Here is a 26,523-nt window from a genome sequence, read left to right on the forward strand (position 1 = left end):
TAAAGGTTTAGACTCATTGCCGTGAATCATTCTCGTCATTGCTCTCGTCCAGGCTGCGGCAAACCCGCCGTGGCAACTTTGACCTACGCGTATTCACAGCAGACGGCCGTCGTAGGCCCGCTCGCGGAGGAGACTGATCCGCATAGCTGGGACTTGTGCGAAAAGCACAGCTCCCGCATCACCGCTCCCATCGGCTGGGAGATGGTGCGTGTGGACCGCATTGAGCTTGACGAGGAAGACGACCTCATGGCCCTGGCCGAGGCAGTTCGCGAGGGCGGGCGCGTCACTACCGGCCTAGTGGAAGATGGTTCGGGCTCCGGTCAAGACCCCATTGACTACGCCGCCAACTTTGATGGCGCCGATCCTGATAGCTCCAACCACCCGGTCTTCCGCACGCGCCGCGTAAGCGAGGCAAAGCAGCGTCGCCGAGCACACTTGAGCGTCGTGCCTGACGACGCCTCGACTCAGGACGCCACCGAATCCGCCGCGGGCGGCCGTCATCGCTTGAAAGAGGACTAGTTTTAGGCCACGGCTCCAGTATTTGGGGCTGGGGAAAGAGTACTATTGCAGGTTATGCGTACTCGTGAACAGCTAAACGCCGTTATTAAGGCCTATGACGTCCGTGGCGTCGTGGGTGAAGACATTGATGAGAATTTCGTCCGCGACACTGGTGCTGCTTTCGCCGCTATTTTGCGCGAAGAAGGCGAGAAGACGGTGGCTGTGGGCCACGATATGCGTCCTTCTTCGCCGGCGTTGTCCGCTGCCTTTGCTGAAGGCGTAGCTTCGCAGGGCCTGGACGTGGTGAAGCTGAACTTGACCTCCACTGATGAGCTCTACTTTGCAGCAGGGTCCATGGAATGCGCTGGCGCGATGTTTACCGCCTCGCATAACCCAGCTAAGTACAACGGCATCAAGCTTTGTCGCGCCGGTGCTGTCCCGGTGGGGCAGGAGACTGGCCTGGAAGCAATCAAGGACATGCTCGTAGATGGTGTTCCAGCCTACGACGGCGCCGCAGGTTCCGTCTCCGAGCGTGAGGTCCTGCCTGACTACGCAAACTTCTTGCGCTCTTTGGTTCCGCTGGAGTCTTCCCGCCCGCTCGTTGTAGCCGTGGATGCAGCAAACGGTATGGGCGGACACACGGTTCCGGCGGTCTTCGAGGGCCTTCCTTTTGACGTGCGCGAGCTATTCTTCGAGCTAGATGGCACCTTCCCGAATCACGAGGCTAATCCTTTGGACCCGAAGAACCTCGTGGACCTGCAGGCCTTTGTGAAGGAGCAGAAGGCAGACATCGGACTCGCCTTCGATGGCGACGCCGATCGCTGCTTCGTGGTCGATGAAAACGGCGATGCAGTTTCGCCTTCTGCTATTTGTGCACTTGTCGCGGAGCGCTACCTCAAGAAGTTCCCAGGCTCGACCATCATTCACAACCTGATTACCTCCAAGACGGTCCCGGAGCTTATCGCTGAAAACGGCGGCAAGGCTGTGCGTACCCGCGTGGGTCACTCCTTCATCAAGGCCCAGATGGCCAAGGAGAAGGCTGCCTTCGGCGGTGAGCACTCTGCGCACTACTACTTCCAGGAGTTCTGGAACGCGGACTCGGGCATGCTCGCTGCGATGCACGTGCTAGCTGCGTTGGGCGAATCCGATAAGCCGCTTTCTGAACTCATGGCGCAGTACTCGCGTTACGAAGCTTCTGGTGAGATTAACTCCACCGTGGAGGATCAGAAGGCTGCTACGCAGGCAGTGCTCGACGGTTTGGCTGAGGAGATTGAGTCCATCGACGAGCTCGACGGCGTGACCGTCGAGCTGAAAGGCACCGATGCGTGGTTCAACGTGCGTGCTTCCAACACTGAGCCGCTGTTGCGCCTGAACGTCGAGGCAAAGACTGCTGATGAGGTCGATGCCATCGTGGAGAAGGTTCTCGGCATTATCCGCGCTTAGGCGCTTTCCCGTGCCGGTGCCTTCGCGCAGGCCGCCTTTCTGCGTGTACCGTTTCCTGTAAATAGTGAACCCAAACAGGCTAGCTTTGCCGGCCTATTTGCAAGAAACGGTACATTCGCGGAGGCTGAGCCGCGGGTGAGCGCCGCCCTAGCCGAGCCGCAGGGCGTGGCCGCGCCGCAAAACACAAAAAGCGCCAGCACAATGCTGGCGCTTTTATGCGGGAAAATTAGCCGCGGGAGTGGGTAACCATGTCCTCCCACTCGACGTACTTCTTGCGCTCGCGGCCTTCTGCCTCACCAAGCGCACGCTCGGCAGCGTCGAGGTTCTTCCAACCATCCCAGGTCAGGAACTCGATGCCTGCTTCGGACAAGGTTGCGGTGATGTCCTCGTCGGAGGAGTGGGAAAGCTTGCCAGCCTCGGCGTCCTCGAGCAACATACCGATGGTCTCCGTTGCATCAGACTTGGTGTTGCCAATAAGTCCGACCGGGCCACGCTTGATCCAGCCCGTGGCGTAAAGGCCCGGAACGATGCTGCCGTCCTGCTCGATGACGTGGCCACCATCGTTGTTGATGACGTTTTTGTCGGTATTGAAAGGAACGGTATCGATGGCATCGGAACGGTAGCCTACGGCGAGGTAAACAGCCTGGACAGGCCACTCGGTGAACTTGCCGGTGCCGCGAACGTTGCCGTCACCAGTCAGCTCCGTGCGTTCGGTCTTGATGCCGGTGACCTTGCCGTTCTCGCCGAGGATTTCGACCGGCTGCTCGAAGAGGTGAATCTGCAGGGTGTGCGGCGCATCCTTCGGCTCGCGGATGGCGTAGCCCTCGAGGGTCTGGCAGACCAGATCCTGGGACTTAGAGTTTGCACGTGCTTCGAGAGAAGCTTCGTCGTAGTCGATGTCTTCTGGGTCGACAACAACGTTGATGGTCGGGGAGTGGTCCAGCTCCTTGAGCTCGAGCGGAGTGAACTTAGCCTGTGCGGGGCCGCGGCGGCCGAAAACGCGGACCGTTTCAGCCTGGTTCTTGGCCAGGGAGTCATAGACATTGTCTGGGATTTCGGTGACCTTGAGCTCGTCGCCGGTCTTCGCCAAGATGCGGGCGACGTCGAGTCCAACGTTGCCCACGCCCACGACGGCTACTTCCTTTGCGCTGAGATCCCACTCGCGGTTGAAGCGTGGGTTGCCATCGTAGAAACCAACGAACTCGCCTGCGCCGTGGACGCCTTCGAGGTCTGCGCCTGGGACGTCGAGGTTGCGGTCGCCGACAGCGCCGGTTGCGAAGACGACTGCGTCATAATGCTCCTGTAGCTGAGCCACGGTGAGGTCGCGGCCGATGTGCACGTTGGAGATGAGGCGAATTTGCTCGGTTTCCAAAACGCGGTGCAGGGAGTTGACGATGCCCTTGATGCGTGGGTGGTCCGGCGCCACGCCGTAGCGGATCAGGCCGAAGGGAGCTGGCATCTGCTCGATGAGATCGATCTCAACATTGCCACCGGTCTTTTTAACCAGGATGTCAGAGGCGTAGATGCCTGCTGGGCCAGCGCCGATGACGGCTACCTTCAGTGGGGCTTGCGACATGTCAGTAGTGGGCCTTTCCTCAAGATTTTTACGGAATATTGGAACGACTAGCGCTAAACGCTAAAAGCCATCGTTCAGGTACTGGTCGTAATACTAGTCGTTCTAATTCCTTTTATGAATATTAGACTGATTAGTCTGCTGAAACTTCGTGAGCGTGGGGTTTATTGAACCGCGTTAACGTAAATCCGGCAACCGGGTTATTTAGATTCTTCCAGCTTGGCGATGTTGTCGCAGGTCACATTGTAAAGAGTGGTGAAATTAATCCGAACCGCTTTGTCTATTGAGGTTAGACAGGTAGGTTTTTGGCAACCACTACGAAAGGCAATTGTTCACCGCCATGACTACCGCAACGAAACCTACCGCCAAGTCTCGTACGCGCAAGCCAGAAGGACAATGGAAAATCGACGGTACAAAGCCGCTTAACGCGGACGAGGAGATCAAGCGCGAGGACGGTGGTCTCTCCGCCCGCCAGCGTGTCATCGATATCTACTCCAAGCAGGGCTTTAAGTCCATCCCGCCGGAGGACCTTGCGCCGCGCTTTAAGTGGCTTGGCCTTTATACCCAGCGCAAACAGAATCTGGGAGGCGAGCTAACCTCCAAGCTCAGCAATGCGGAGCTGCAGGATGAGTACTTCATGATGCGCGTGCGCTTCGACGGCGGTCGCGTCAGCCCGCAGCAGCTGCGCACGGTGGGGGAGATCTCGCGGGATTATGCGCGTTCCACCGCGGATTTCACGGACCTCCAAAACATCCAGCTGCACTGGATTCAGATTGAGGACGTCCCGGGTATCTGGGAAAAGCTGCGCGCGGTGGGCCTCGATACTCTGTTGGGCTGTGGCGACGTTCCCCGCGTCATCTTGGGCTCGCCGGTGGCGGGAGTCGCGGAAGACGAAATCATCGACGCCACCCCGGCCATCGATGACATCGTGGCTAACTACCTCCCGCGCGAGGAGTTCCACAATCTCCCGCGCAAGTTCAAGACGGCCATTTCGGGCAATCGCCGGCAGGACGTTACTCACGAGATTCAGGACATCGCGTTCGTCGGCGTCGATCACCCCGAGTACGGCCCTGGTTTCGACTGCTTCGTCGGCGGCGGCTTGTCCACGAATCCCATGCTTTCCCAGTCCTTGGGCGCTTGGGTGCCGCTTGAGCGTGTACCGGAGGTGTGGGCCGGCGTGGCTCGCATCTTCCGCGATTATGGCTACCGCCGCAATCGCAATCGAGCGCGCCTGAAGTTCCTAGTCGCGAAGTGGGGCATCAAGAAGTTCCGCGAGGTGCTAGAAAATGAGTACTTGGACGCCCCGCTTGCCGACGGCGAGCCCCTTACCGTCGAGCCTGGCTCCCGCGACCACCTCGGCGTGCACAGACAAAAGGATGGCAACTTTTATCTCGGCGTCAAGCCCACCGTAGGCCACGCCACGGGCGAGCAGCTCATCGCTATTGCCGACGTCGCGGAGCGTTTCGGCATTACCCGCATCCGCACCACGCCGATGAAGGAACTTCTCTTCCTCGACGTCAAGGAAGCCGATATTCCGGCTCTTTCGCGGGCGCTCGATGAGACCGGTTTGTACTCACAGCCATCTGAGTTCCGGCGCGGCGTTATTTCCTGCACCGGCTTGGAGTTCTGCAAGCTTGCGCACGTGACCACGAAGGCCCGGGCGATTGAGCTGGTGGACATCTTGGAAGACACCTTGGGCGACCTCGACGTGCCGACTTCCATTGCGCTCAACGGCTGCCCGAATGCTTGCGCGCGTTCCCAGGTCTCGGATATCGGACTGAAAGGCCAGATAGTCACCGATTCCGAAGGAAACCGTGTTGAGGGCTTCCAGGTGCATCTGGGTGGCGCGCTCGGGCTCTCCCCGGACTGGGGGCGCAAGCTGCGCGGGCACAAGGTCATCGCGGATGAGGTCCCAGACTATGTCATCCGGTTGGTGCAGAAATATAAGGAGCAGCGCGAGGAAGGCGAGCAGTTCCGCCACTGGGTCCTGCGCGCAGATGAGGAGGATCTGCAGTGAATTTTCGTCGCGAGCCGAATCCGAACCGCAACCATCCGATGTACTGCCCCTACTGCGGCGGCATGAACCTCTTTCCCGATGAGGAAGGCGATTTCGCTTGGAAGTGCTGCGAGTGCCTGCGTATCTTTTCCGTGATGTTCCACGGTCAGGATGATGCGCCGGTAGCACCTGCCAAGGCGGTTTCCTCCAACGAGGCGTTGCAACGATCGCTGCAACGTCGCGGGCATCTGTCTACGGCTAAGCAGGATGCAAGCGCGGGGAGCAGACGATGAGCGCACTGATTACGCTTTCACATGGTTCGCGCCATCCAGAGGCAGCTCTTGGCATTGAGGCTTTGACGCGAAAGGCGGCGGCGCTTGCCGGCGCCACATCTTATGAAGCGGCTTACCTCGATTTTCACGAATCTGACCTGGAAGCTGCAGCCCAACGAGTAGCTACCGCGGGGCAGAGGGAAGCGGTGGTCGTACCACTGCTGTTTACGCGGGGCTATCATCTGCGCGTGGATGTGCCGGAAGCGATCGATCGCGCTGCGCAATCCGCCGGGCTGCGGCTGCTGCAAGCAGAAGGCTTAGGCACCGGTGCCGACATCGCGGAGCTCCTAGCAGCGCGTGCGATGGCGCCGCAGACAGGTAAGAAACCACAGCATCTCGTCATCTATGCCGTGGGCTCTTCGGACGAGAAGGCGGATAGCTCTGTGCGCGACCTCGCTGCGAATGTAGAAAGCCTCACCCATCTGCCCACCTCGGTGGTGTTTGCAACACGTGGTGGGAAAGAGGGCGTCGCCAAGCAGGTGCGCCGCCAAGGCGAGGTGCGGGTGCTGCCACTGTTTAGCACGGCAGGGCTGTTGCTGGACCTGCTCGCGGATTCCCCTGCACAAGTAGACTTCCCGCTAGGCACTGACCTTGCTGGGGTTGTTGCTGACCGTTTTGCCCATGCAGCGGGCTTGTCCACCCAGACTCACATGCTTGCACAGATCGGATAAAAAATGCGGTCGTTCATTCTGATTGCTCTAGCCGGCGCTGCGGCACAGCTTGTCGACGGCGGAATTGGCATGGGCTTCGGCGTAACCTCCACGACCATGCTGCTCTTGGCTGGTCTTGGGCCGGCACAAGCCTCTGCGGTGGTGCACACGGCGGAACTCGGAACGACGCTGGTATCAGGGATTAGCCATTGGCGCTTTGGAAACGTGCATTGGCCAACGGTATTCAAGCTCGGGCTGCCCGGGGCGCTCGCGGCCTTTCTGGGGGCGAGCGTGTTGTCTAATATCTCGACTGCGGCTGCGGCGCCGATAACCGCGTTAATTCTTGTCGGCATTGGAACCAACCTCGTGTGGCGTTTCGCGCGCCTGCAAAAGAAGCCTTCGGCCTATCGCAGCAAGCATTCCGCGGGATTTCTAGCCGGCCTAGGGATAGTCGGCGGATTCGTCGATGCCACTGGCGGCGGTGGATGGGGTCCGATATCCACCTCGACGATGATGGCGATCGGTAAAGAGCAGTCGCGGCGCATCGTGGGAACCGTTAATACGGCGGAATTCCTGGTGACTTTCGGCGCGACTGCCGGGTTCCTGGTGGGGTTGTGGAATGACATCGTGGCTAATTTGGCAGCGGTGATTGCGCTGCTGGTTGGCGGGGCGGTTACGGCACCGATTGCCGCTTGGTTGATTTCGCGCATTAACCCGGTGGTGCTGGGCGGTTTCGTCGGTACTGCAATCGTGGCGCTGAACATCGGCAAGGTGATAAGCGGTGCTGAAGCCTACTTCGGTTGGGCCATCGCGCCTTGGTTCGTGGTGGCTGTGCAGATCCTCGTGGTTGTAGCGGGAGTGGCTGCTACGGCGATTGGTGCTCGACGCACACGTGCGGCGCGCACTGCTGAAGAAGCTGCCGAGGAGGCAGAGCGTGAAGCGCATGCGGCATTCCACGCTGCGGTGCCACACCGCCCGCGCGGGGGCCGCGGCTTCAAGGTGGTGGCGCAAACTGCCCCGGAGCTCAGCCGGACCAAGGAGTACTGGCCGCTGCAGGCGAACTAAGCCAGGTGGCGTTTACTGCGCATCCTGGCTGTTTAGCCCGGCGACCTCGCCGATGACGAAGACCGCGGGCGGGGCAACTTGCTCTTTTCTGACGGTCTCCGCGAGGTCCCCGAGGACGCACTTGTAGACCCTTTCGCTGGCCATTGTGCCCTCCTGGATGATGGCCACAGGCGTCGATGCGCAACGTCCGCCATTGATAAGCGCCTGGGCGATGGCTGCCGAATTCTTCACGCCCATGATGATACTGAGCGTAGCCCCCGATTGCGCTAGCGCTTGCCAATCCACCAAAGACTTGGCGTGGCCTGGCGGCAGGTGACCGGAAACCACTGTGAATGCATGGACAATGCCGCGCTGGGTGACGGGCACGCCTGCCAAAGCAGGAACCGAGATGGCGGAGGTAACGCCAGGGATTACTTCCACCGGAATGGACGCGGCGGTAAGTGCCTGCAGCTCCTCAAAACCGCGGCCGAAGACATACGGGTCGCCGCCTTTCAAGCGGGCTACTTTTCGACCGGCAAGCGCATACTCGACGAGGAGTTCGTTGATCTTTTCTTGGGAGGTTTGGCGCTTATACGGCAGCTTGGAGACATCGATGAGCTCTTTGTTTGCCACGTCGCAGAGCTTGTCCAGGTGCTGCACTGGACCCAGGTGATCCGCCAAGATAATCTCCGCCTTTTGCAAGGCGTGCATTCCACGTACCGTGATGAGGTCCCACGCGCCGGGGCCGCCACCAATCAAAACTACGGGGTGAATCTGCGGACTTTCTGCTGCAACCATGCTGGTTGATTCTAGTTGAGGTATTTCACCTCACGTGCAAAAAGGGATTATATACCTGGGGTTTTATTCATAATTGGCTGGGGAAGTTCTAATTAGCACTACTGCGTGTCCGAGGGCCAGACTATGCTCGGCGGCATGGATAGTGCTTACTATGATGGCGCAGCTTATGACCCAGAAACAGTGCGTTATTTCGACGTCGCTCATGAAGGAGCCCAAATCAGGGTCTTAGGCGGTGCTATCTCGCAGCTGGCCGGCCTTTTGGGCGGGGCTAAACCGCGCTGCCTGGTCATTTTGCCTACTGATCAGATAGCCCGCGCGGCTGCCTATACAGCGGTAGGGCTGGCCGAGCCAGCGCGCATTCCGTTGGTGGTGGCGGAATCACTCCCGCACTTTGTTGGTGCCTTGGATGTCGTCGTGGTGGTAGGTGAGCGTGCGGAGTGTGACTGGGCCTCCCGTGCACTTATTGCTGCGGATAAAAGGGGAGCCGCTACTGTACTGGTCGGGCCCTCGCGCGGTCCGCTCGTGGAGGACGCTCCCGAGTCCACCTTTGTGGCACCCACTTTGCCCACGGCGGAGGGAGCCTCGCCGGCTCGGTTCATCGCCGCGCTGTATGCGGTGGCTGCGGTCCTCGAAGAAGAAGGAGAGCTCGTAGCCCGCAGGTTGGAGGAAGCCGCCGACGCAGTGGACCGCGAGCTGGAGGCGCTTAGCCCAGAGCATGATTCCGCAACTAACCCCGGCCGCGAGCTGCGGGAATTTGTGGAGGGCGCGAGGGTTATTCATTCCTGCGGCGTCGACCCATATTCCTGGTCAGAGGAGCGTTCCGGAGTATTTATCAATGCCCTGGTTGCCCGCATGGCCGCCGCGGTTTGGGCTGCGCATGGTCTGGGCGGTACTTTTGCTGACCCTGAGGCGTTGCCACATATTTTGGAGCGCGCACAGCAAAGAGGTGGAACAGCGGTGCGTGACATATTCTTTGACCCGCAGATAGACCCGCCAGAAGAAAATGCTTTGGTACCATTGAAAATTGTTTTGTGGGGAGAGGAAGAGGCGAACCTTCCCCATTCAATCGCTGAATCGAGCAATGATCCTGAACCCGCCTTAGGGGAATTGGCGCGCGCTCTTCAGTTCATTACGCGCAGTTATGCCGCGACCGCCTACGAGATTTCTTAAAAGAAGGAAGCAATACATATGCAGCTGCTCAACAGCGCAACCCGCAACTACTCCTGGGGCTCACGGACCATGATTCCTGAGCTCAAAGGTGATCCCGCGAGCGATACCCCGGTAGCCGAGCTCTGGTTCGGCGCGCATCCGGGGGCCCCTTCAACCGTTGATGGCCAGCGCCTCGACGAGGTTATTGCAGCCGCTCCGGCGGAGCAGTTGGGCAAGCGCGTGCAGCAAGACTATGGCAAGCGCCTGCCTTTCTTGTTGAAGATATTGGCCGCCGCAGAGCCGCTGTCTTTGCAGGCGCACCCCTCTAAGGCGCAGGCGGAAGAGGGTTTTGCCCGCGAAAATGAGCAGGGTATCGAGGTAAGCGCCACGAACCGCAACTACAAGGATGACAACCACAAGCCGGAGCTCATAGTGGCACTCACTGAGTTCTACGCCATGGCTGGCTTTCGGCCCCTCGAGCGCACGCTGGAGCTGCTGAAGGCTTTGGAATGCCCTGAGCTCGAGCACTACCTGAACATGCTCCTGCCGGAGGCCGCCGCGGAGTCGGAAAACTTGCGCGCGCTGTTTACCACTTGGATCACTATCCCGGCTACAAAGCGTAAGGAACTCATCGCAGCAATCGTCGAGGCTGGTGAAAAGCTGATCGCGCGCCTTGAAGCAGAACCAGCGGATTCGGCTGCGGCGTGGATGGCACGCGATATGCGCACAGTCATCAGCCTGAACGAGCAATACCCAGGTGACATCGGTGTCTTGGGAGCGCTTTTGCTCAACCACGTGGTCTTGCAGCCCGGCGAGGCTGTGTACCTCAACGCCGGCGCGCTGCACGCTTATGTCTCGGGCCTTGGCGTGGAGATCATGGCGAACTCCGACAACGTCCTGCGCGGCGGCCTGACCCCGAAGTTCGTGGATGTTCCGGAATTGGTCAAGGTCCTCACTTATGAAAGCGTGGATGATCCGCGCGTGCAGCAAAAAGAGAAGAGCGTAGAAGAAACCCTGCACGGCGCTAAGGCTTGGGCCTATCCGGTGCCGATCGATGAATTCATCTTGGACCGCGTAGAGCTCTGCGCAGACGATACCGTTGAGCTGAACTTCGATGGTCCGGCCATTGCGCTGTGCACCGGTGGGGAAGTGGAGCTGCGTGACACCGAAGGCCAAGAGCTCAAGCTGCAGCCGGGGCAGGCGGCATGGCTGCCAGCAGCAGAGGAGACCGTAGTGGCGCGGGTTGCAGCGGGCGAGGCGAGCCAGCTCTTTATCGCTCGTGTCTAGGGCCTGCTAGGAGACCTGTAACGTCACCGCGAATTATCTCCGCCATGGAAACTACATCCTTGCGCTCAATAAACCCCTCGGCCTCTGCCTGAATGACGTCGCCGCCTTCGACGAACGTGGCATCTAAATCTTCGACGATAACCGTAGAAGCGCCCACCAGTTCGCCGCTAAGCTCGCGTGCGTCCGGAGTGTGCGAACCCAGTGCGACGAAGATGACAACGCGCAGCGGCTCGTTCGCCGTGGATGAAGCGTTGCCAGGGCCTTCCAGAAAATCGACAATTGTGGCAACCGAAACCGCGGGAGTGCGCAAATTGGTTACCGCTTGACCATCGAGCAGTTGCACTGGGGCCTCAGCGAGGTTAGTTGCCTGACCTGCGGCCGTAGTCGCGCCGGTGGTCGGCGCTTCCGTTGGGGTAGGAGCCTAGCCGGTTGGATCGGAGATATCGACGGCTTCGGTCATGTTGGTGTCCTCGACATCAACAGCAGTCGGCTCCTTAAAAGTATCTGCATAGGTCGGCTCGGAGCTTGGCTGCGGGGCATCAACGGTATCGCCGCTGCCTCCAAAAGTTGGCGCTGTATCGGTAGCAGGAACTTCCGTGCCGTTCATCTTGCCTGGGGTGGCTTCGCCCGAAGGAGAAGGCTCGACGGGCTGAGCCGCCGTGGGCTGGCCGGAGTCGGAATCCCCGGGCTTTGGACGGACGGTTTCAGTCAGGCTTGGCTGCGTGTTGTTTGGTGCAGAAGCTTGGCTGGTTGGCTGTTGCGCAGTTGCCTGCGTAGAAGTGGTTGGTGCAGCAGTGCCGGAGGCGCTGTTAGAAGGCTCCTGTGGGTAGCCCGTTGCGTAGGTGCTGTTGGCATTCTGTTGCGCGGTGGCGTGGGACTGGGAGGAGAGGTTCTCCGGGCGGTAAACCGACGTGGGGCCAGTGTTAGAGGTGCTGCCGGTAAAAGCGTTTGGGGCCAAGAATGGGTCATTCTTGAGTGCCACGGCGCGCTTGCGGGAAGAGCTGTCTTTGTGGCTCTTGCTGCTGTGCTTGGAGTGGGGGCGGCTGCTCGTGGTGGGAGTTTGCGAGGTGCGCTTGCTTTGCGACTCGGTTTCGCCAACCTGAGTTACAGACTCGCTGGTGCTGTGCGACGCCACGGTGTCAGGCGTGGAAACACGCCAGACACCGTAGCCTACGAACAACGCGAAAAGGAGACCGAGGGCGATAAAGACATACACGCGACGTGCATCGGGCTTCATCGTACGCTCCTTTCCTTCTCAAGCCACCTATGGAGGGTTCTAAGGGGAATGGCTTAGTTCTAACCGTTACAATAATGGACTTCAAAGAAATAGCTTCCGACCAGCGGGGATGCGGGCTGGAAACTGATATGTGTAACAACTCGGTAACGACCATACCATGTAAGAGTATTTAGTGGAATAGGCATCTTACGTATCGCCATGTAGGCGGAAGTTTCCTTGAAAGAGTGTTTCGGAATTTGGTTTAGCTAGTTCGGCTTCCGCTTCGCAGTGCGCAGCCGGGGAAGTTCTGCGTCCTACACGGCCCAAGGTGCTTGTCCGTCTGGACTGAATTGGCGATTGACCTCTGTTTCCGCGCTCAGCCTAAAGTGTGTTGATTCTCTCTGTGGTTTTTAACGTATAAATTGACTGTGGCAACGCACTGACAAAAGCAGCGGCAGCGGCTAGATATAGAAGTAAACATCGCGGGAAGATTTCTCCCCTTCATCAACTGTCTGCCCGCGGTGGAGGCCACCAGCAGTAGAACTTTCGCGTTATATCAAAGGAGAGCGCAATGAGCACTTGGGACGAAGACATCTTTGCAGATGACGTCAACGTTGATTTCCTGGATGAACTCGCCAACCTTGATGACGAGGACATCGTTGAGTCTGTATCTGATGCTTGTGCCTTGGCTACGAATGACAATTCCGTTTCTGAAGAGGAACAGCGCAATGCACTAGCGGCCGCTACCATCGCCGCCATCTGGGCCGGTGCGCCGTTTAGCGCCGGTGAAATTGTTTCTTCCTATCCGTTTATCCGTGGGCTTGCCGGCTCCGGCAGCGAAGAGCTCAACGAGCAGGCTCTGGAATTGCTGGAGGGCGTGGAAGAAGATTATGACCTCGAAGCATTCATTGAGGCTTTGTCCTAATAATGCTGGTTAGCATCGAAGGAATTGACGGTGCGGGCAAGAACACGCTCGTAAACAGGATTAAAGGCGAGCTTTCTGTAGAAGTCGATGTCTTGGGCTTTCCGCGCTATGAAGAATCCGTGCACGCGCAGCTGGCCCAAGAGGCTCTCTACGGCCGGATGGGTGACTTAACGGATTCCGCCTATGCCATGGCCACCCTCTTTGCTCTTGACAGGTTTGGCGCAAAAGACTGCCTGTTGGAAGCGCAAGAGGGCAAAGACCTGCTGATTTTGGACCGTTACGTGGCCTCAAACGCCGCCTACTCGGCCGCGCGCTTGGGTACCGATGAGGTCGTAGACTGGGTCTACGATCTTGAGTTTTCGCGTTTGGGGCTGCCTAAGCCCAGCCTGCAGATCTTTCTCGACACCGACGTCGAGCTCGCCGCAGCCCGCGCCGAGGCGCGCGCAGCCGAGGACGCCGGCCGTGCCCGTGACCGATATGAAAAAGACAGTGATCTCCAGACGAACACTGCGGCGGCGTATCGTCGATTAGCGGAACGTGCGTGGGGCGGACGCTGGATCGCCACCGCTGATACCGATATGATTGTGCAATCTGTCAAGGAACTCGTAGAGGAGTAGGAAAATGGCGCCGAAGATTCTGGTCGTTGACGATGATCCAGCCATCTCGGAAATGTTGACCATCGTTCTTGAGGCCGAAGGCTTCGAGCCCATCGCTGTTACTGACGGCAATGAAGCAGTTCCTGCTTTCCACGAACACGAGCCAGAGCTCATCCTGCTTGACCTCATGCTGCCGGGCATGAATGGCGTTGATATTTGCCGCGCCATCCGCTCGGAATCGGCAGTTCCTATCGTTATGCTCACCGCGAAGACGGACACTGTCGACGTAGTGCTTGGCTTGGAATCTGGCGCTGATGATTACATCACCAAGCCCTTCAAGCCGAAGGAGCTGGTTGCCCGCATTCGTGCGCGCCTGCGCCGCACCGACTCTTCCTCCAGCGAGCTCATCGAGGTCGGCGACCTAGTCATCGACGTCCCAGAACATACCGTCAAGCGCGTCGACGGCGAGGAGCTTTCACTTACCCCACTGGAATTCGACTTACTTCTCGAGATGGCACGCAAGCCTGGCCAGGTGCACACCCGTGAAGCGCTACTGGAATCCGTCTGGGGCTACCGCCACGCTTCTGATACCCGTCTCGTCAATGTGCACGTGCAGCGTTTGCGCGCCAAGATCGAGCACGATCCGGAAGACCCGCAGATCGTCCTGACCGTCCGCGGCGTTGGCTATAAGACCGGCAAGACTGGCGCCGGCGAATAAAGAGGACCCGCAGCTATTTTTGATTGGTTTAAGCGTCTGCAGGATGGCGTTGTAGATAAGTGGCGCACATCGCTGCAGACAAGGGTCATCGGCATGATCCTCGTGGCATCCACGGTGGTCATGCTCTTGTTGGCGTACGCGCTTGTCTCGGTGCTGACGCAGCGTTTGGTCAGCCAAAAAGAAGATGCAGCCCGCCAGGAGCTCGATCGCGCGCGTACCACCGTGGAGCAGCAAATCGATGCCACTGGCAGCGCCAACTCGAACCAAGTGCGCATCAATTCCGCACGTTCTTCCCTTGGCCAGCTATCGGCTGATCACAACGAACACCAAGAAGCCTATGAAGCTGTTATCGCCGTAGAAAACGACGATAACTCTCTTACTACTTCTCCTGAGGGCTTTCGCCTGCCCAATGAATTACGGGACTTGGTGTCTAACGGCCAGGTGGCGCAGCAATACACCAGCGTGGATCACCCCGGCGGCGATCCTTATAATGCCTTGATTATTGGCACCCCAATCGATTCCGATATTCCAAACGCCCAGGTTTACCTGGTGCTGTCGATGGAGTCTGAGGAAGCCACAATGGCGCTCATGCGCGGTTTGCTTTCGGCAGCCGGCGTGGTGGTTGTCGTGTTGCTGGTCGGCATCGCTTGGCTGGCAACGCAGCAGGTTATCGTTCCCATTCGTTCCGCATCTCGCATTGCGCAACGCCTCGCGGCAGGCCACTTGCGCGAGCGTATGGTGGTCAACTCTGACGATGAAATGGGCCGTCTGGCGGGCTCTTTCAACGACATGGCTGACAAGCTTTCAAAGCAGATTAACCAGCTTGAGGAATATGGCGATCTCCAGCGCCAATTTACTTCAGACGTCTCCCATGAGCTGCGCACTCCGTTGACCACGGTACGCATGGCGGCGGACCTCATCGCTGCTGATCCGGATTCCCTTGAGCCGCATACTCGCCGCGCATCAGCGCTGATGATTCGCGAGCTTGATCGCTTCGAGGAATTGCTCGCCGACCTGCTGGAGATCTCGCGCCATGATGCGGGCGTGGCTGACCTTTCCACGGCCTCATTCGACGCCCGCTCCTGTGTTGACTCTGCGCTGGCACAGGTCCAGCACCTGGCAGAGGAATTAAACGTCGACGTGCAGGTTAATATGCCGGATGAGCCCGTCACTATCGAAGCAGATTCGCGCCGCATTGAGCGCATCTTGCGTAATCTTTTGGCCAACGCTATCGACCACTCTGAGGGAAATCCCGTGGTCGTCGATTTGCAGGCCAATGACCAAGCGGTGGGCATCGCGGTGACCGACTCTGGCGTGGGTCTGAAGGACGGTCAAGAAGAGCTCGTATTCAACCGTTTCTGGCGTGCAGATGCTTCGCGTAAGCGCCATTCAGGGGGTACCGGTTTGGGCTTGGCCATCGCCCGCGAGGATGCGGTCTTGCACGGCGGTACGCTCGATGCCATCGGTTATATCGGCGTCGGTTCGCGCTTCCGCCTCATCGTTCCGCGCTCGCCGAACACGGCCATCGAAGAGCAGCCGATTGCCCTTGAGGTCCCCAATGCCCCGCAGCCGGAACTGGAAGCGGCAGAGGTAATGGAGCAAGAAGATGTCGGCATCATCTGGCCTTCGGAGCGCCGTGCTCGTGAGTTCGTGGAGCTGGAGTCCGCGGTGCTTGACGACGCCCCGGAACCTGGCCCTGAATCCAGCGGTGGTCGCTCTGGTAGCGTCGCCGAAAGCGAGGCAGCGCACCCGGATAAGGGTGTACAAGACGACGAGAAGGAGCGGTGATGAATAATCCCAACTCGTCTAGGGCTACGCGCTGGAAAAAGCAGGCGCGGCAATGTCTAGCGCTGTCTAGTGGCTTTCTCTTGTTTTCGGCTGCCGGCTGCTCGACGCTGCCGAATAACACTGCGCCCGAGGTCATCGCCACTTTTGCACCGCAAGCCGATCCGCAAGTGGAAATCATGTCCCCGAAGCAGGACGCGGATGCAGACTTGGTACTGCGTGAATTCTATAAGGCCTCCGGGAAGCCTGCCAATGACTATCAATCCACCCGCAACTTCCTAACACCGGACGCCCAAGAGCAATGGACGCCGAAAGAAGCCGTGGATGTGGTCGACTCTATCGACATCTTGACCACGGATAATGGCCTGGACCATAAAACCTTCGAAGTCAGTGGAAAACATATCGGTACCTTGAGCCCTAACGGTGCTTATACCCCGAGTGAACGCGATTATTCAGCCACCGTGCAAATGCAGAAGGTGGACGGGCAGTGGCGTATCCAAGATTTTCCGCCCAAGTTGGTCATTGAACGCAACGACTTGCGTAATAATTACCGGCCAATTTCGCTTTATTTCTTGGGGCAGTCGGGCGAATCACTCGTTTCGGATAGGCGCTGGATCTACACCGGCCAGCAATCCATCGATAGCGAAATTGTCACCTTGTTGCTGGAAGGCCCCAATACTGATCTGCGTCCGGCGACTACAGATCTAACGCCAACTTCGGCGACGTTCTTAGGTTATGAAAACGGCACCTACAACTTCGGCGGGTTGAGCTCGATGAGCAAGGACGAGCGTTTCCGCTTTGCCGCGGCGCTGACGTGGACGTTAAACAACGCTGGTGTATCTACCACCGTTAAAGCTACGGCGGATGGTAGCCCTCTCGTTGATGGCTTGGACGTGATGACCGTCGATGATTTTGCCGAATTCAACCCTGGAAATCTGGTCAGCTCTGACGCCCAGCTTTTCGCCGTCAACAACGGAGCCTTGTTTGAAGTCGCAGGTGACCAGGTGGAGCCAGCCAACAGCGTCCTGGGCAGGGGCTCAGATGTTCAGTCTGCGGATATCTCCAAGGAAGGAATCGTAGCCGCAATACGTAAGAAGTCCTCCGATGAATATCAATTGAGCATGGGAGAGCTAGGCGTAAAGCTGGAGGATGACCTGAAGTCTAAGACACTGGCGCGCCCGACCTTTGAGGCAAACGGCCAGAGCATTTGGACTGTTGTTGATGGCAAGAAAATTGTTCGCGTATCCCGCTCGGCGAAGGGCGAACTGCATCAATCTGAGGTCGACTCCTCTAGCCTGGATAGTATTCAGGGCGAGATTTCTGTTATTCGCCTCTCGGCTACCGGAGCACGCGTTGCGATGATTATTGAGGGCAACGTCTACGTCGGCGTCGTCGTGCGCGGCAAAAACCGTAAGTACTCAATCGTTAATGCGCATCGCGTGGGTCAAGAGATACAAAATACCGCGCTTTCGCTGGATTGGATGAGCGACGGCGGATTGATGGTGGGCACAGATAGCGTGAACTCGCCGGTATGGCGCATCGAACAGGATGGCTCTTCTGCAACGACTTTGGCAACGGGTAATGTGACCGCGCCGGTGGTGGCAGTTGCAGCTTCTCCAACGAAGCTTTACATCACCGACTCTCACGCATTGCTGGAGCTACCTGCCGAAAACACCGACAACACCTTCTGGCGCGAGGTTGCCGGCCTGCAGGGTCAGCGTTCTTCACCTATCGTTGCCAAGTAAAAGCGCCTTATACAAGTTGTGACGTCTGCGCCTAAAGCTGGGGTGGCTTCAGGCAATCGTGAGACAAGCATGCGTGAGGCAAACATGGGGCGAAAATAAGCCGAGTGCTCGGGGGGAGAAGAGATAGGTGGCACTAGTAGGTAAGCATTGGGATTCGCGCGTTTTGGCACAGCGTGCGGCGGCCTTGTTAGAAATAGTTGTTCCGCATCAGTGTGCCGGATGCGGGGGAGAGCTAGAGGCTGCAGCACATCTATGTGCGCGTTGCCAGCTGCATTTGCGGGCGCTGCCGCAACAGATTGCTAGGCCAGTCCCATTGGGGATGCCGGTATGGGCGCTCGGGCCCTATTCGGACGTGCGGCGAAACCTCATCGTGGCCATGAAGGAGCGGGGTAACCGCAAAGTGCGCAGCCATGTGGCAGCAGTTTATGCCGCAGGCATTGAGCATTTGCGGGCGCGCGGCGAGATTCCGGAGGAATTAGTGCTGGTGCCAGCCCCCACGCGGCGTTCTTCGGCGCGAGCACGCGGTGGCGACCCAGTAGCGCAGATTTGCATGCAGGTGGCCAAGACCTTGCCGCGGGTAAGCGTATGCGAGGCATTGGAAGTTCGGGAGTCAGCGGCTGATCAATCCGAGCTTTCTGCAACTCAACGCTGGGACAATATGCGCGCAGCGGTGCAGGTCAGGCCTGCTGCAAGCCGGATCGTAGGACGACGATTGCTGCTTGTCGACGACGTGGTAACCACCGGCGCAACTTTGGTGGCCAGCGCCAGCCGTCTGCGGGGCAGCGGGGGAGTCCCTGATGGGGCAATCGTACTGGCAGAAGCTTAGATTCGGTTGGTTGCAGGGGTAATTCCGGCCCTATTGGTCCCCTTGGTTATGACCAGTGCTACCATGAAGAGTGTCACAGGGAAGCAGATAAAGTGTCCCAAACCATCCGGTTTCTATTTTGGAAAGTCGCATCGGAAAGGGCCTTTCACCTGCGGAATGTGCAGTCATTCAGTCCCCACGAGATAAGGGAGGCAATTCAATGTCCCAGCCCACCAACGCTCAGGTCACCATCACCGGTCGTAACGTCGAGGTGCCAGACCACTTCCAAGAGCGCGTCACCGAAAAGCTGGCCAAGATTGAACGCCTTGACCCGACTCTGACTTTCTTCCACGTGGAGCTCCAGCACGAGCCGAACCCGCGTCGTGAAGCAGAGTCTGATCGCATCCAGATCACCGCAACGGGTAAGGGCCACATCGCTCGCGCTGAAGCAAAGGAAGATTCCTTCTACGCAGCACTGGAAACCGCTCTGGCAAAGATGGAGCGTTCCCTGCGTAAGGTCAAGGTCCGCCGTGAGAACGTGAAGTCCGGTCACCGCGCGCAGAAGGGTACCGGCGAGCTGGCTGCTGAGATCGTTGCTGCTGCAGAGCACGAGCGCGCGAAGGAAGAGCGCTACATCGATCCCTATGCAGAAACCGTCGAGGATGTTCGCCCCGGCCAGATCGTCCGCTCCAAGGAGCACCCGGCTACCCCGATGAGCGTCGATGATGCTTTGAGCGAGATGGAGCTCGTGGGCCACGACTTCTATCTCTTCATTAACGAAGAAAACAACAAGCCATCTGTGGTCTACCGTCGTCATGCTTTCGACTACGGCATCATCTCCCTGTCGGAGGACGCAACTGAGGAGTAAACCCAACTCTTTTTAAGATTTAGCCCTTCCGCCGCGTTCGCTTAAGTCCCTGATTGTCGGGGCCTATGCACCGCGGAGGAGGGGCTAAAGTTTTGCTGACGCACCGCAAACGTTCAGGGTTTCATAAGGTGGTCGGAATCAAGCGTTAACTACCCAGTGGGTACAATGACGAGAAGTTAACTATTTTGTCGCGACAAGAAGGACTATCTAGAAGTGTTTGGACTCTCCAAGCTGCTGCGCGCAGGCGAAGGACGCACCGTCAAGCGCCTAGCAAAGATGGCTGATGACGTTATTGCTCTCGATGCGGAGTACGCTGCGCTATCTGATGCAGAACTAAAGGCAAAGACCCAGGAATTCAAGGACCGCCTGGGGGCCGGCGAAGAGATGAATGACATTCTTCTCGAGGCTTTTGCCACCGTCCGTGAAGCCGCTTGGCGCGTGCTCGATCAGAAGCACTACAAGGTGCAGATCATGGGTGGCGCGGCGCTGCACTTCGGCAACGTTGCCGAGATGCGCACCGGTGAGGGCAAGACCCTGACCTCGCTGCTGCCGGCTTACCTCAATGCGCTTGAGGGCAAGGGCGTGCACATCGTTACCGTCAACGATTACTTGGCAAAGCGTGACGCCGAGATGATGGGTCGTGTGCACCGCTGGCTGGGCCTTAGCGTTGGCGTCATTCTTTCCGAGATGCGCCCTGCACAGCGCAAGGAAGCCTACGGCTGCGATATCACCTACGGCACCAACAACGAGCTGGGCTTTGACTATTTGCGCGATAACATGGTCCGCACGCTTGACGACGTCGTCCAGCGCGGCCATAACTTCTGCATCGTCGATGAGGTTGACTCCATTCTTATCGACGAAGCCCGTACCCCGCTTATCATCTCCGGCCCAGTGGACGGATCCTCCCAGTTCTACAACGTTTTCTCCCAGATTGCGCCGAAGATGCGCGAGGGTATCCACTACGAGGTAGACCACAAGAAGCGCACCATCGGCGTGCTTGAGGATGGCGTGGAATTCGTGGAAGACCAGCTGGGCATCGACAACCTCTATGCCCCAGAGCACTCGCAGCTCGTGTCTTACCTGAACAACGCGCTGAAGGCGAAGGAACTGTTTGCGCGCGATAAGGACTACATCGTGCGTAACGGTGAGGTCATGATCGTTGACTCTTTCACCGGCCGCGTGCTGGCAGGCCGTCGCTACAACGAGGGCATGCACCAGGCCATTGAGGCCAAGGAAAACGTGGAGATCAAGAACGAGAACCAGACTCTGGCGACCGTTACTCTGCAGAACTACTTCCGCCTGTACGAGAAGATTTCCGGCATGACCGGTACCGCAGAGACCGAGGCTGCCGAGCTGCATTCCATTTATGGTCTCGATGTTGTGCCGATTCCGACGAACAAGCCGAACCAGCGTGTTGACCAGGCTGACCGCATCTACAAGACGCAGGAAGCAAAGTTCGCCGCAGTCGTCGATGACATTGCTGAGCACGTCGAGGCCGGCCAGCCGGTCCTGGTTGGTACCACCTCCGTTGAGCGCTCCGAGTACCTGTCCCAGCTTTTGACCAAGCGTGGCGTCAAGCACTCCGTCCTGAACGCGAAGCACCACGAGGAAGAGGGCCAGATTGTCGCCCGCGCCGGTCGCCCTGGCACCGTAACCGTTGCTACCAACATGGCAGGCCGTGGTACCGATATCGTGCTGGGTGGCAACCCCGAGGTCATCCTGGACGAGAAACTGCGTGAGCGCGGCCTCGATCCTTTCGAGGATGAAGAGCGTTACCAGGAGGCATGGGACGCTGAGATTGACGAGGAGCGTGAGCGTTCCAAGCGCCTGGGTGACGAGGTCCGTGAAGCAGGAGGCCTTTATGTCCTGGGCACCGAGCGCCACGAATCTCGCCGTATCGACAATCAGCTGCGTGGCCGTTCCGGCCGTCAGGGCGATCCAGGTGAGACCCGCTTCTACCTTTCGATGCGTGATGAGCTGATGGTTCGCTTCGTGGGTCAGTCCATGGAGAACATGATGAACCGCCTGAACGTGCCTGACGATGTCCCGATCGAGGCGAAGATGGTGTCCAACTCCATCAAGGGCGCCCAGGCACAGGTGGAGAATCAGAACTTCGAAATGCGTAAAAACGTTCTGAAGTATGACGAAGTGCTCAACGAGCAGCGCAAGGTTGTCTACGCTACCCGCCACGACATCTTGGACTCTGGTGACATCAAGGACAACATCCGCGACATGATCGATGACACCGTGTCGGCTTATGTTGCCGGCGCTACTGCCACCGGCTACGTCGAGGACTGGGACTTGGACGAGCTGTGGAATGCTTTGGAGTCTCTCTATGGCCCGACTATGAGCCACGAGTCCTTGGTGGAGGGCACCGAGTACGGTTCTGTCGGCGAGCTAAGTGCAGAGCAGCTGCGCGATGCATTGCTAAGCGATGCTAACCACGAGTACGACGAACTCGAAGAGTCCGTTAGCGCTATCGGCGGCGAGTCCCAGATGCGCAACACCGAACGCATGGTCATCCTGCCTATCATCGACCAGAAGTGGCGTGAACACCTCTACGAGATGGACTACCTGAAGGAAGGCATCGGCTTGCGTGCGATGGCACAGCGCGATCCGCTGGTGGAGTACCAGAAGGAAGGCGGCGAGATGTTCAACGCCATGAACGAGGGCGTCAAGGAAGAGACCGTCCGCCAGCTGTTCATGCTCCGCAAGCAGTTCAAGGCGCAGCAGGAAGCCCAGGCAGCTTCCCCTGAAACCACCGAGGCTTAGCGGATATAAGCTCATTTGAAGCGTCTGGCCAAGAAATTGGTCAGGCGCTTTAAGTTTTATGCCAGTTTCCTATACTCTAGAAGGAAGCCAACAATAGATTTTCTTTTTCTAAGAAGGGTAACTCCGTGCGCAGTCGTTCACTCAGCCTGGGATTTTCGGCATTTTTGTCTGCCACGCTCCTGAGCGGAACCGCGCAAGCCTACGGCGAGGTTGAACAGGAACCGCGTTCCTGCCATGAGGCTGTTGTCGCTGCAGGCATGGAAGATTACTTTTCTGCTGCCGAAACCGAGAACCTCACGGTCGCAGAATGCGTAGAACGCATTGCAGATGGAAAACCCAGTAAGACCCCCGAAGAGCGCCCTGCCTTCGGCCAGATTGGCATGCTCTTTGGCGGCATCGCCTCTGTGATTGGCCTCGGCGTCGGCGCATGGACCTCGGTGGATTGGACCGACATCCTGCTGCGCCTGGGGTCGCTTTAATATTTGGCCCTAAGTACTTGGTGCGAGCCCTGCCCCTTGAGCCTAGATATTCAGGTTGTGGCCAAGGGAGAGCAAGCGGAACTCTTCTAGCCGATTGTGCTTGAAGGACCCGGTAAAACCATGGCGTTTGCCGCCAATATCGGCCGAGCCAAAGAACTCACCGTTAGCGCGGGCGTGCAGGCTTCGCAGCTGTGCGCGCAGCGGCCTATCGTGGGGCCGATGATTAAGCGCCCAAGCGTGCAAATGCACTTTGATATCGCGGTTGTACTTGTTGCCCGCTAGATGATGCAGTGGGCGCAGCCCGCCCGTAACCTCCAGTGCGAAGACGACAAGGTCGAGGATTTCCTTGCGGGCGGAAAGGTCTTCTTCCGTGGGCTTTCTCTCATAGCGCACTCGATCGGGCGCGGTATAGAGCTTGAGGTGGCTAAAACCAGGGATAGGTGAATACAACTTAAGTGAGCCTTCCTGCAGGTCATACAGGAGGCGAACGCACCCACCATTGTGCCACGTGGCGTCGGAAAGCGCTGGCTCCTGTGAGAATGCTGAAAGGGGTGGGCGCGATATTTTTTATTTTTAGATATACTTTCGTCCGTTAAAAGCACACCCGCTCTTTTAGTATTAAGGAAGTTTAAATGCGCGGTCTTATCGTAGATTTCGTTGGTGTCTTGGACGGCACCGAGGAAGACGTCAAGCGCTGGCGTTCCCTGTTCGCTGCAGCCAAGGCTAACGGCGTAGCGACCGCCATCCTGTCTAATGATCCAGGTGGCCCAGGCGCAGAGCATATCCGCGAGTGGGAATACCGCGGCATCGTTGATGCGGTCATCCTTTCCGGCGAAATTGGGGCAGAAAAGCCTGAGCTGGCTGCCTTCCAGGCTGCGGCGGATGCCATCGAGCTGCCGATCAATGACTGCGTCATGGTCGATGACTCTATTCTCAACGTGCGTGCTGCCGTTGATTTCGGAATGCTCGGCATGCTGTATACCGTCTTCGACCGCACCAGCGTCGAGGTCCAGGCTGTATTCGACATCGAGGGTGAGTTCTAAGTGGCTAAGGCGCGCGTTTATCTGCCGGCGACCTTCGCTATGCTCAGCGAGCTTAAGGAGACCGGCCAGTTGGCCGCACGCTCCGGCTGGGGCTTTACCGTGACCCCTGCGCTGCGCGAGTTCTACACCGAGGGGGATGAAGAAGAGATTGCCTACTCCGCATTCTTGGAGGCTTCGATGGCATCCCTTCGCCTGCTCGCCATTGGCGACGAGGAGAATTTCCCGCATCGTCGCGTAGTTATTTCGGTGGACGTTGACGAGTCTGTGTTAACTCCCCAGCCTGACATGGGTGATCCGGTAGTCAAGCTGAATCCTGCAGTCATTACGGAGGAAAACCTGCAGGCTATCCACGTGGACGTGGAAGAGTCTGAGGAAGCTACCGCGAAGGCCATCGAGGTCATCGATAACGCCGATCTTGGTGACGAAGACGCGGAGCTGGCCGTAGGAGACGCCCTGGATAACTTTATGGCGTTCTACGACCCATCTGAGCTGCCCTTCTTGGTGGAGCTGCTCTAATTTTCCCAATCGACGTTGGTGCGCAGCGCTTCGAGCAGCTTGCGCACCGCGTCACGACGGCGGGCGGAGGCTGAGCCTTCGGGAATTTTCAGATCCAGCCCGCATTCTGGATCGGCTGGGGGGCCGACGTGCGTGCAGCCGCGCGGGCAATATTCTGTTGCCGCGGCTAGATCTTCAAAGACACCGAGGACTGTATCGGCGTCGACATGCGCTAGGCCAAAGGAACGGATGCCTGGGGTATCGATAATCCAGCCGCCGTCTGCACAAAGCTCTTCTGGCAGCGGAAGAGCGACGGATTGCGTGGAGGTATGGCGTCCCTTGCCCACGGCGGAGACCTCACCGGTCTCGCGCTTAGCGTCGGGAACCAAGCGATTAACGAGCGTGGATTTACCCACGCCGGAGTGCCCGATGAGGGCTGTGACGTGGCCATTTATCACATCACGCACTTGGTCCAAGGAATCATCGACGCCTGCTTCGACTACGGTGACGTCAAGATCTGCGAATTCGGCAGCAAAAGGTGTGGGGTCGGTGAGATCGGTCTTGGTCAGACAGAGCACTGGGTGCACGTTGCCGACGAAGGCGGCGATGAGTGCGCGCTCTACAAAGCCGGAGCGTGGGGGAGGATCCGCCACTGCGGTGACGATGAGCATGCGGTCGGCGTTGGCGACGACGATGCGCTCATAAGGATCCGTATCGTCGGCAGTGCGGCGCAAAACAGAAGTGCGCTCCGCAAGCTTGACGATGCGTGCGAGGGTGTCCTTGCGCCCGCTGGTATCACCGACGACGCCGACTCGGTCACCGACCTCGACCGGGGTGCGGCCCATCTCGCGTGCACGCATGGCGACGACCTGCGGTCCCTCGTCGAGCGTCACGCCCCAGCGGCCGCGGTCTTTGGTCACCACCATGCCGAACTTGGCGTCCTTGTGCTTGGGGCGATCCTTGGTACGCGGACGCGAGCCCTTACCGGGGCGGATACGTACGTCGGATTCGTCGTATGAGCGTGTACTTCTAGCCACGGGCGGCCTCCAGCATTTCTTCCCACATTCCTGCAAAGCCAGGAAGTGTTTTCGCAGTGGTGTTGACGTCTTCTACTTCCACGCCTTTAACGCGCAGCCCGATGATGGCGCCGGCGGTTGCCATGCGGTGGTCCGCGTAGGAATGCCACTTCCCGCCGCGGAGCTGCGCCGGTTCGATATAGAGGCCGTCGGAAAGCTCCGTGACCTTGCCACCTAGGGCGTTGATTTCGGTTGCGAGCGCTGTCAGACGGTCTGTTTCGTGGCCGCGCAGGTGAGCGATGCCGTTAAGACGCGAGGGCGAGGAAGCAAGCGCACACAGGGCAGCGACGGTAGGCGTGAGCTCGCCGATATCGCCCATGTGCTTTTCGATGCCATGCAGGTTGCCGTCCGCGGCACCGATGACGGTGACGGAATCTTCTGTTTGTTCCACGTGGGCGCCCATGGCTTGCAGGATCTCGCACATCTCAGCGCCCGGCTGGGTCGTGTGCTGTGGCCACTGCGGGATGGTTACGCGGCCGCCAGCAACCGCCGCTGCGGCCATGAACGGAGTGGCGTTGGAGAGATCGGGCTCGATGTTCCATTCCCCGCCGGCGATGGGGCCGGGGCTAACGCGCCAGGTATTGTTACTTTCTTCGACTTCGACGCCGGCTTGGCGCAGCATTGCACAGGTCATCTCGATATGCGGCAGGGAAGGAAGCGGGCCGCCTTCGTGAGTGACGGTGATGCCTTCCCCAAAGCGCGCGCCCGAAAGCAAGAGTCCGGAGACGAACTGGGAGGAACCGGAGGCGTCGATAGTCACTGCGCCGCCTACTGGAACTGACGTGGACGAGATGGCAAAGGGCAGGCCCTCGCCCTCGACCTCAACGCCGAGGCTGCGCAGTGCGGAAAGCATCGTGCCCATTGGGCGCTTGCGTGCTTGCGGGTCACCGTCGATGCGGACAGGGCCATTGGCTAGTGCTGCGACGGGTGGGACAAAGCGCATGACCGTTCCTGCGAGACCGCACTCGACGGTGGCGCCGTGCAGCGGGCCCGGATTGACGTGGACGTCGTTGCCTTCGTGGCGGAAGGCAACGCCCATGGACTCAAGCGCTGCCTCCATAAGACGCGTATCGCGTGACTGCAACGGATTGCGCAGGATAGATGGAGAGTCAGCCAACGCTGCCAGAATATAGGCGCGGTTAGTGATCGACTTCGACCCTGGAATGGGTTGTTCCCAATCCAGTGGGCCGGTGGCACGCGGGGCTGACCAATACAAAGACATGTAGTCCA

The 26,523-nt window shown here is 58.6% G+C and carries 26 protein-coding genes; 19 read left to right on the forward strand and 7 right to left on the reverse strand.

What is annotated here, in order from left to right; all coding sequences use genetic code 11:
- Positions 1 to 21 precede the first annotated feature (21 nt).
- A complete protein-coding gene (locus tag HMPREF3155_RS01615) occupies positions 22 to 519 on the forward strand; it encodes a DUF3499 domain-containing protein (protein WP_082787627.1) in 498 nt (165 codons plus the stop codon).
- 54 nt (positions 520 to 573) lie between these two features.
- Positions 574 to 1,941, forward strand: a complete 1,368-nt coding sequence (locus HMPREF3155_RS01620; protein WP_070432417.1) for a phosphomannomutase/phosphoglucomutase — start codon at positions 574 to 576, stop codon at positions 1,939 to 1,941.
- 226 nt (positions 1,942 to 2,167) lie between these two features.
- Here HMPREF3155_RS01620 and HMPREF3155_RS01625 read toward each other — a convergent pair whose 3' ends face one another.
- Positions 2,168 to 3,517 carry an FAD-dependent oxidoreductase gene (locus HMPREF3155_RS01625; protein WP_061920981.1) on the reverse strand — a complete coding sequence of 450 codons (1,350 nt, stop codon included), beginning with the start codon at positions 3,515 to 3,517 and terminating at the stop codon, positions 2,168 to 2,170.
- Positions 3,518 to 3,854: 337 nt separating this feature from the next.
- Between HMPREF3155_RS01625 and HMPREF3155_RS01630 the strand changes: the two genes are divergently transcribed.
- Genes HMPREF3155_RS01630 through HMPREF3155_RS01645 form a run of 4 tightly spaced genes read left to right on the forward strand, consistent with a single transcriptional unit; the run spans position 3,855 to position 7,557 of the window.
- Positions 3,855 to 5,531 (forward strand): nitrite/sulfite reductase, encoded by a 1,677-nt coding sequence (locus HMPREF3155_RS01630; protein WP_070432418.1) that lies wholly within the window; start codon positions 3,855 to 3,857, stop codon positions 5,529 to 5,531.
- Positions 5,528 to 5,803 (forward strand): hypothetical protein, encoded by a 276-nt coding sequence (locus HMPREF3155_RS01635; protein WP_061920984.1) that lies wholly within the window; start codon positions 5,528 to 5,530, stop codon positions 5,801 to 5,803. Before HMPREF3155_RS01630 ends, HMPREF3155_RS01635 begins: the two co-directional genes overlap by 4 nt.
- Complete coding sequence (locus tag HMPREF3155_RS01640; RefSeq protein WP_070432419.1) at positions 5,800 to 6,513, forward strand: sirohydrochlorin chelatase; 714 nt, start codon at positions 5,800 to 5,802, stop codon at positions 6,511 to 6,513. The genes HMPREF3155_RS01635 and HMPREF3155_RS01640 overlap by 4 nt, the downstream gene beginning before the upstream one ends.
- Positions 6,514 to 6,516: 3 nt before the next feature.
- Positions 6,517 to 7,557, forward strand: a complete 1,041-nt coding sequence (locus HMPREF3155_RS01645; protein WP_070432420.1) for a sulfite exporter TauE/SafE family protein — start codon at positions 6,517 to 6,519, stop codon at positions 7,555 to 7,557.
- A gap of 12 nt (positions 7,558 to 7,569) precedes the next feature.
- Here HMPREF3155_RS01645 and cobA read toward each other — a convergent pair whose 3' ends face one another.
- Positions 7,570 to 8,334 carry a uroporphyrinogen-III C-methyltransferase gene (cobA, locus tag HMPREF3155_RS01650; protein ID WP_070432421.1) on the reverse strand — a complete coding sequence of 255 codons (765 nt, stop codon included), beginning with the start codon at positions 8,332 to 8,334 and terminating at the stop codon, positions 7,570 to 7,572.
- Positions 8,335 to 8,469: 135 nt separating this feature from the next.
- Here cobA and HMPREF3155_RS01655 point away from each other — a divergent pair, with 135 nt between their 5' ends.
- Both HMPREF3155_RS01655 and manA read left to right on the forward strand, forming a co-directional pair.
- On the forward strand, positions 8,470 to 9,504 hold the full coding sequence (locus tag HMPREF3155_RS01655; protein WP_070432439.1) for an exopolyphosphatase: 1,035 nt from the start codon (positions 8,470 to 8,472) through the stop codon (positions 9,502 to 9,504).
- A gap of 18 nt (positions 9,505 to 9,522) precedes the next feature.
- Positions 9,523 to 10,770, forward strand: a complete 1,248-nt coding sequence (gene manA / locus HMPREF3155_RS01660; RefSeq protein WP_070432422.1) for a mannose-6-phosphate isomerase, class I — start codon at positions 9,523 to 9,525, stop codon at positions 10,768 to 10,770.
- Here the strand turns inward: manA and HMPREF3155_RS01665 are convergent.
- On the reverse strand, positions 10,754 to 11,113 hold the full coding sequence (locus HMPREF3155_RS01665) for a hypothetical protein (RefSeq protein WP_061920994.1): 360 nt from the start codon (positions 11,111 to 11,113) through the stop codon (positions 10,754 to 10,756). The two genes, manA and HMPREF3155_RS01665, sit on opposite strands and share 17 nt — an antisense overlap.
- Positions 11,114 to 11,191: 78 nt before the next feature.
- Positions 11,192 to 12,007, reverse strand: a complete 816-nt coding sequence (locus tag HMPREF3155_RS01670) for a hypothetical protein (protein WP_061920996.1) — start codon at positions 12,005 to 12,007, stop codon at positions 11,192 to 11,194.
- Positions 12,008 to 12,557: 550 nt separating this feature from the next.
- Here HMPREF3155_RS01670 and HMPREF3155_RS01675 point away from each other — a divergent pair.
- The 9 genes from HMPREF3155_RS01675 (at position 12,558) to HMPREF3155_RS01715 (ending at position 22,679) form a co-directional block, all read left to right on the forward strand.
- Positions 12,558 to 12,911, forward strand: a complete 354-nt coding sequence (locus tag HMPREF3155_RS01675; protein WP_061920998.1) for a DUF4259 domain-containing protein — start codon at positions 12,558 to 12,560, stop codon at positions 12,909 to 12,911.
- Positions 12,912 to 12,913: 2 nt separating this feature from the next.
- Complete coding sequence (locus HMPREF3155_RS01680; protein ID WP_061921000.1) at positions 12,914 to 13,528, forward strand: dTMP kinase; 615 nt, start codon at positions 12,914 to 12,916, stop codon at positions 13,526 to 13,528.
- Positions 13,529 to 13,532: 4 nt separating this feature from the next.
- Positions 13,533 to 14,225 (forward strand): MtrAB system response regulator MtrA, encoded by a 693-nt coding sequence (mtrA, locus tag HMPREF3155_RS01685; RefSeq protein ID WP_061921002.1) that lies wholly within the window; start codon positions 13,533 to 13,535, stop codon positions 14,223 to 14,225.
- Positions 14,226 to 14,318: 93 nt separating this feature from the next.
- The gene (mtrB, locus tag HMPREF3155_RS01690) at positions 14,319 to 16,013 is read left to right on the forward strand and encodes an MtrAB system histidine kinase MtrB (RefSeq protein WP_070432423.1); all 1,695 of its coding nucleotides are present in this window, start codon (positions 14,319 to 14,321) and stop codon (positions 16,011 to 16,013) included.
- Positions 16,013 to 17,755: an LpqB family beta-propeller domain-containing protein gene (locus HMPREF3155_RS01695; RefSeq protein ID WP_061921004.1), complete on the forward strand. Its 1,743-nt coding sequence runs from the start codon at positions 16,013 to 16,015 to the stop codon at positions 17,753 to 17,755. Before mtrB ends, HMPREF3155_RS01695 begins: the two co-directional genes overlap by 1 nt.
- Before the next feature lie 127 nt (positions 17,756 to 17,882).
- The gene (locus HMPREF3155_RS01700) at positions 17,883 to 18,581 is read left to right on the forward strand and encodes a ComF family protein (RefSeq protein ID WP_246817627.1); all 699 of its coding nucleotides are present in this window, start codon (positions 17,883 to 17,885) and stop codon (positions 18,579 to 18,581) included.
- A gap of 199 nt (positions 18,582 to 18,780) precedes the next feature.
- Positions 18,781 to 19,428, forward strand: a complete 648-nt coding sequence (hpf, locus tag HMPREF3155_RS01705; protein WP_062035670.1) for a ribosome hibernation-promoting factor, HPF/YfiA family — start codon at positions 18,781 to 18,783, stop codon at positions 19,426 to 19,428.
- Between the two features lie 213 nt (positions 19,429 to 19,641).
- On the forward strand, positions 19,642 to 22,200 hold the full coding sequence (gene secA / locus HMPREF3155_RS01710; protein WP_070432424.1) for a preprotein translocase subunit SecA: 2,559 nt from the start codon (positions 19,642 to 19,644) through the stop codon (positions 22,198 to 22,200).
- Between the two features lie 125 nt (positions 22,201 to 22,325).
- Complete coding sequence (locus HMPREF3155_RS01715; RefSeq protein ID WP_070432425.1) at positions 22,326 to 22,679, forward strand: hypothetical protein; 354 nt, start codon at positions 22,326 to 22,328, stop codon at positions 22,677 to 22,679.
- A gap of 42 nt (positions 22,680 to 22,721) precedes the next feature.
- Here the strand turns inward: HMPREF3155_RS01715 and HMPREF3155_RS01720 are convergent, their stop codons facing one another.
- Positions 22,722 to 23,129: a hypothetical protein gene (locus HMPREF3155_RS01720; protein ID WP_070432426.1), complete on the reverse strand. Its 408-nt coding sequence runs from the start codon at positions 23,127 to 23,129 to the stop codon at positions 22,722 to 22,724.
- A 182-nt stretch (positions 23,130 to 23,311) separates the two neighbouring features.
- Here HMPREF3155_RS01720 and HMPREF3155_RS01725 point away from each other — a divergent pair, with 182 nt between their 5' ends.
- Positions 23,312 to 23,722 carry an HAD-IA family hydrolase gene (locus HMPREF3155_RS01725; protein ID WP_061921014.1) on the forward strand — a complete coding sequence of 137 codons (411 nt, stop codon included), beginning with the start codon at positions 23,312 to 23,314 and terminating at the stop codon, positions 23,720 to 23,722.
- Positions 23,723 to 24,238, forward strand: a complete 516-nt coding sequence (locus tag HMPREF3155_RS01730; protein WP_070432427.1) for a DUF6912 family protein — start codon at positions 23,723 to 23,725, stop codon at positions 24,236 to 24,238.
- Here the strand turns inward: HMPREF3155_RS01730 and rsgA are convergent.
- Both rsgA and aroA read right to left on the reverse strand, forming a co-directional pair.
- The gene (gene rsgA, locus HMPREF3155_RS01735; protein WP_061921017.1) at positions 24,235 to 25,254 is read right to left on the reverse strand and encodes a ribosome small subunit-dependent GTPase A; all 1,020 of its coding nucleotides are present in this window, start codon (positions 25,252 to 25,254) and stop codon (positions 24,235 to 24,237) included. The genes HMPREF3155_RS01730 and rsgA overlap by 4 nt on opposite strands.
- Positions 25,247 to 26,515, reverse strand: a complete 1,269-nt coding sequence (aroA, locus tag HMPREF3155_RS01740; RefSeq protein ID WP_235591008.1) for a 3-phosphoshikimate 1-carboxyvinyltransferase — start codon at positions 26,513 to 26,515, stop codon at positions 25,247 to 25,249. Before aroA ends, rsgA begins: the two co-directional genes overlap by 8 nt.
- Positions 26,516 to 26,523: the final 8 nt, after the last annotated feature.

Source organism: Corynebacterium sp. HMSC06D04, from assembly GCF_001807315.1.
Classification (GTDB): Bacteria; Actinomycetota; Actinomycetes; order Mycobacteriales; family Mycobacteriaceae; genus Corynebacterium; species Corynebacterium simulans.

Bases quoted from the DNA above. Each gene is read 5' to 3' on its own strand.
- HMPREF3155_RS01675 (WP_061920998.1), top strand. From the start codon at position 12,558: ATGAGCACTTGGGACGAAGACATCTTTGCAGATGACGTCAACGTTGAT.
- mtrB (WP_070432423.1), top strand. From the start codon at position 14,319: ATGATCCTCGTGGCATCCACGGTGGTCATGCTCTTGTTGGCGTACGCG.
- HMPREF3155_RS01670 (WP_061920996.1), bottom strand. From the start codon at position 12,007: ATGAAGCCCGATGCACGTCGCGTGTATGTCTTTATCGCCCTCGGTCTC.
- mtrA (WP_061921002.1), top strand. From the start codon at position 13,533: ATGGCGCCGAAGATTCTGGTCGTTGACGATGATCCAGCCATCTCGGAA.
- HMPREF3155_RS01655 (WP_070432439.1), top strand. From the start codon at position 8,470: ATGGATAGTGCTTACTATGATGGCGCAGCTTATGACCCAGAAACAGTG.
- HMPREF3155_RS01625 (WP_061920981.1), bottom strand. From the start codon at position 3,517: ATGTCGCAAGCCCCACTGAAGGTAGCCGTCATCGGCGCTGGCCCAGCA.
- HMPREF3155_RS01630 (WP_070432418.1), top strand. From the start codon at position 3,855: ATGACTACCGCAACGAAACCTACCGCCAAGTCTCGTACGCGCAAGCCA.
- HMPREF3155_RS01725 (WP_061921014.1), top strand. From the start codon at position 23,312: ATGCGCGGTCTTATCGTAGATTTCGTTGGTGTCTTGGACGGCACCGAG.
- aroA (WP_235591008.1), bottom strand. From the start codon at position 26,515: ATGTCTTTGTATTGGTCAGCCCCGCGTGCCACCGGCCCACTGGATTGG.
- HMPREF3155_RS01695 (WP_061921004.1), top strand. From the start codon at position 16,013: ATGAATAATCCCAACTCGTCTAGGGCTACGCGCTGGAAAAAGCAGGCG.
- HMPREF3155_RS01645 (WP_070432420.1), top strand. From the start codon at position 6,517: ATGCGGTCGTTCATTCTGATTGCTCTAGCCGGCGCTGCGGCACAGCTT.
- HMPREF3155_RS01640 (WP_070432419.1), top strand. From the start codon at position 5,800: ATGAGCGCACTGATTACGCTTTCACATGGTTCGCGCCATCCAGAGGCA.
- cobA (WP_070432421.1), bottom strand. From the start codon at position 8,334: ATGGTTGCAGCAGAAAGTCCGCAGATTCACCCCGTAGTTTTGATTGGT.
- manA (WP_070432422.1), top strand. From the start codon at position 9,523: ATGCAGCTGCTCAACAGCGCAACCCGCAACTACTCCTGGGGCTCACGG.
- hpf (WP_062035670.1), top strand. From the start codon at position 18,781: ATGTCCCAGCCCACCAACGCTCAGGTCACCATCACCGGTCGTAACGTC.
- HMPREF3155_RS01680 (WP_061921000.1), top strand. From the start codon at position 12,914: ATGCTGGTTAGCATCGAAGGAATTGACGGTGCGGGCAAGAACACGCTC.
- HMPREF3155_RS01620 (WP_070432417.1), top strand. From the start codon at position 574: ATGCGTACTCGTGAACAGCTAAACGCCGTTATTAAGGCCTATGACGTC.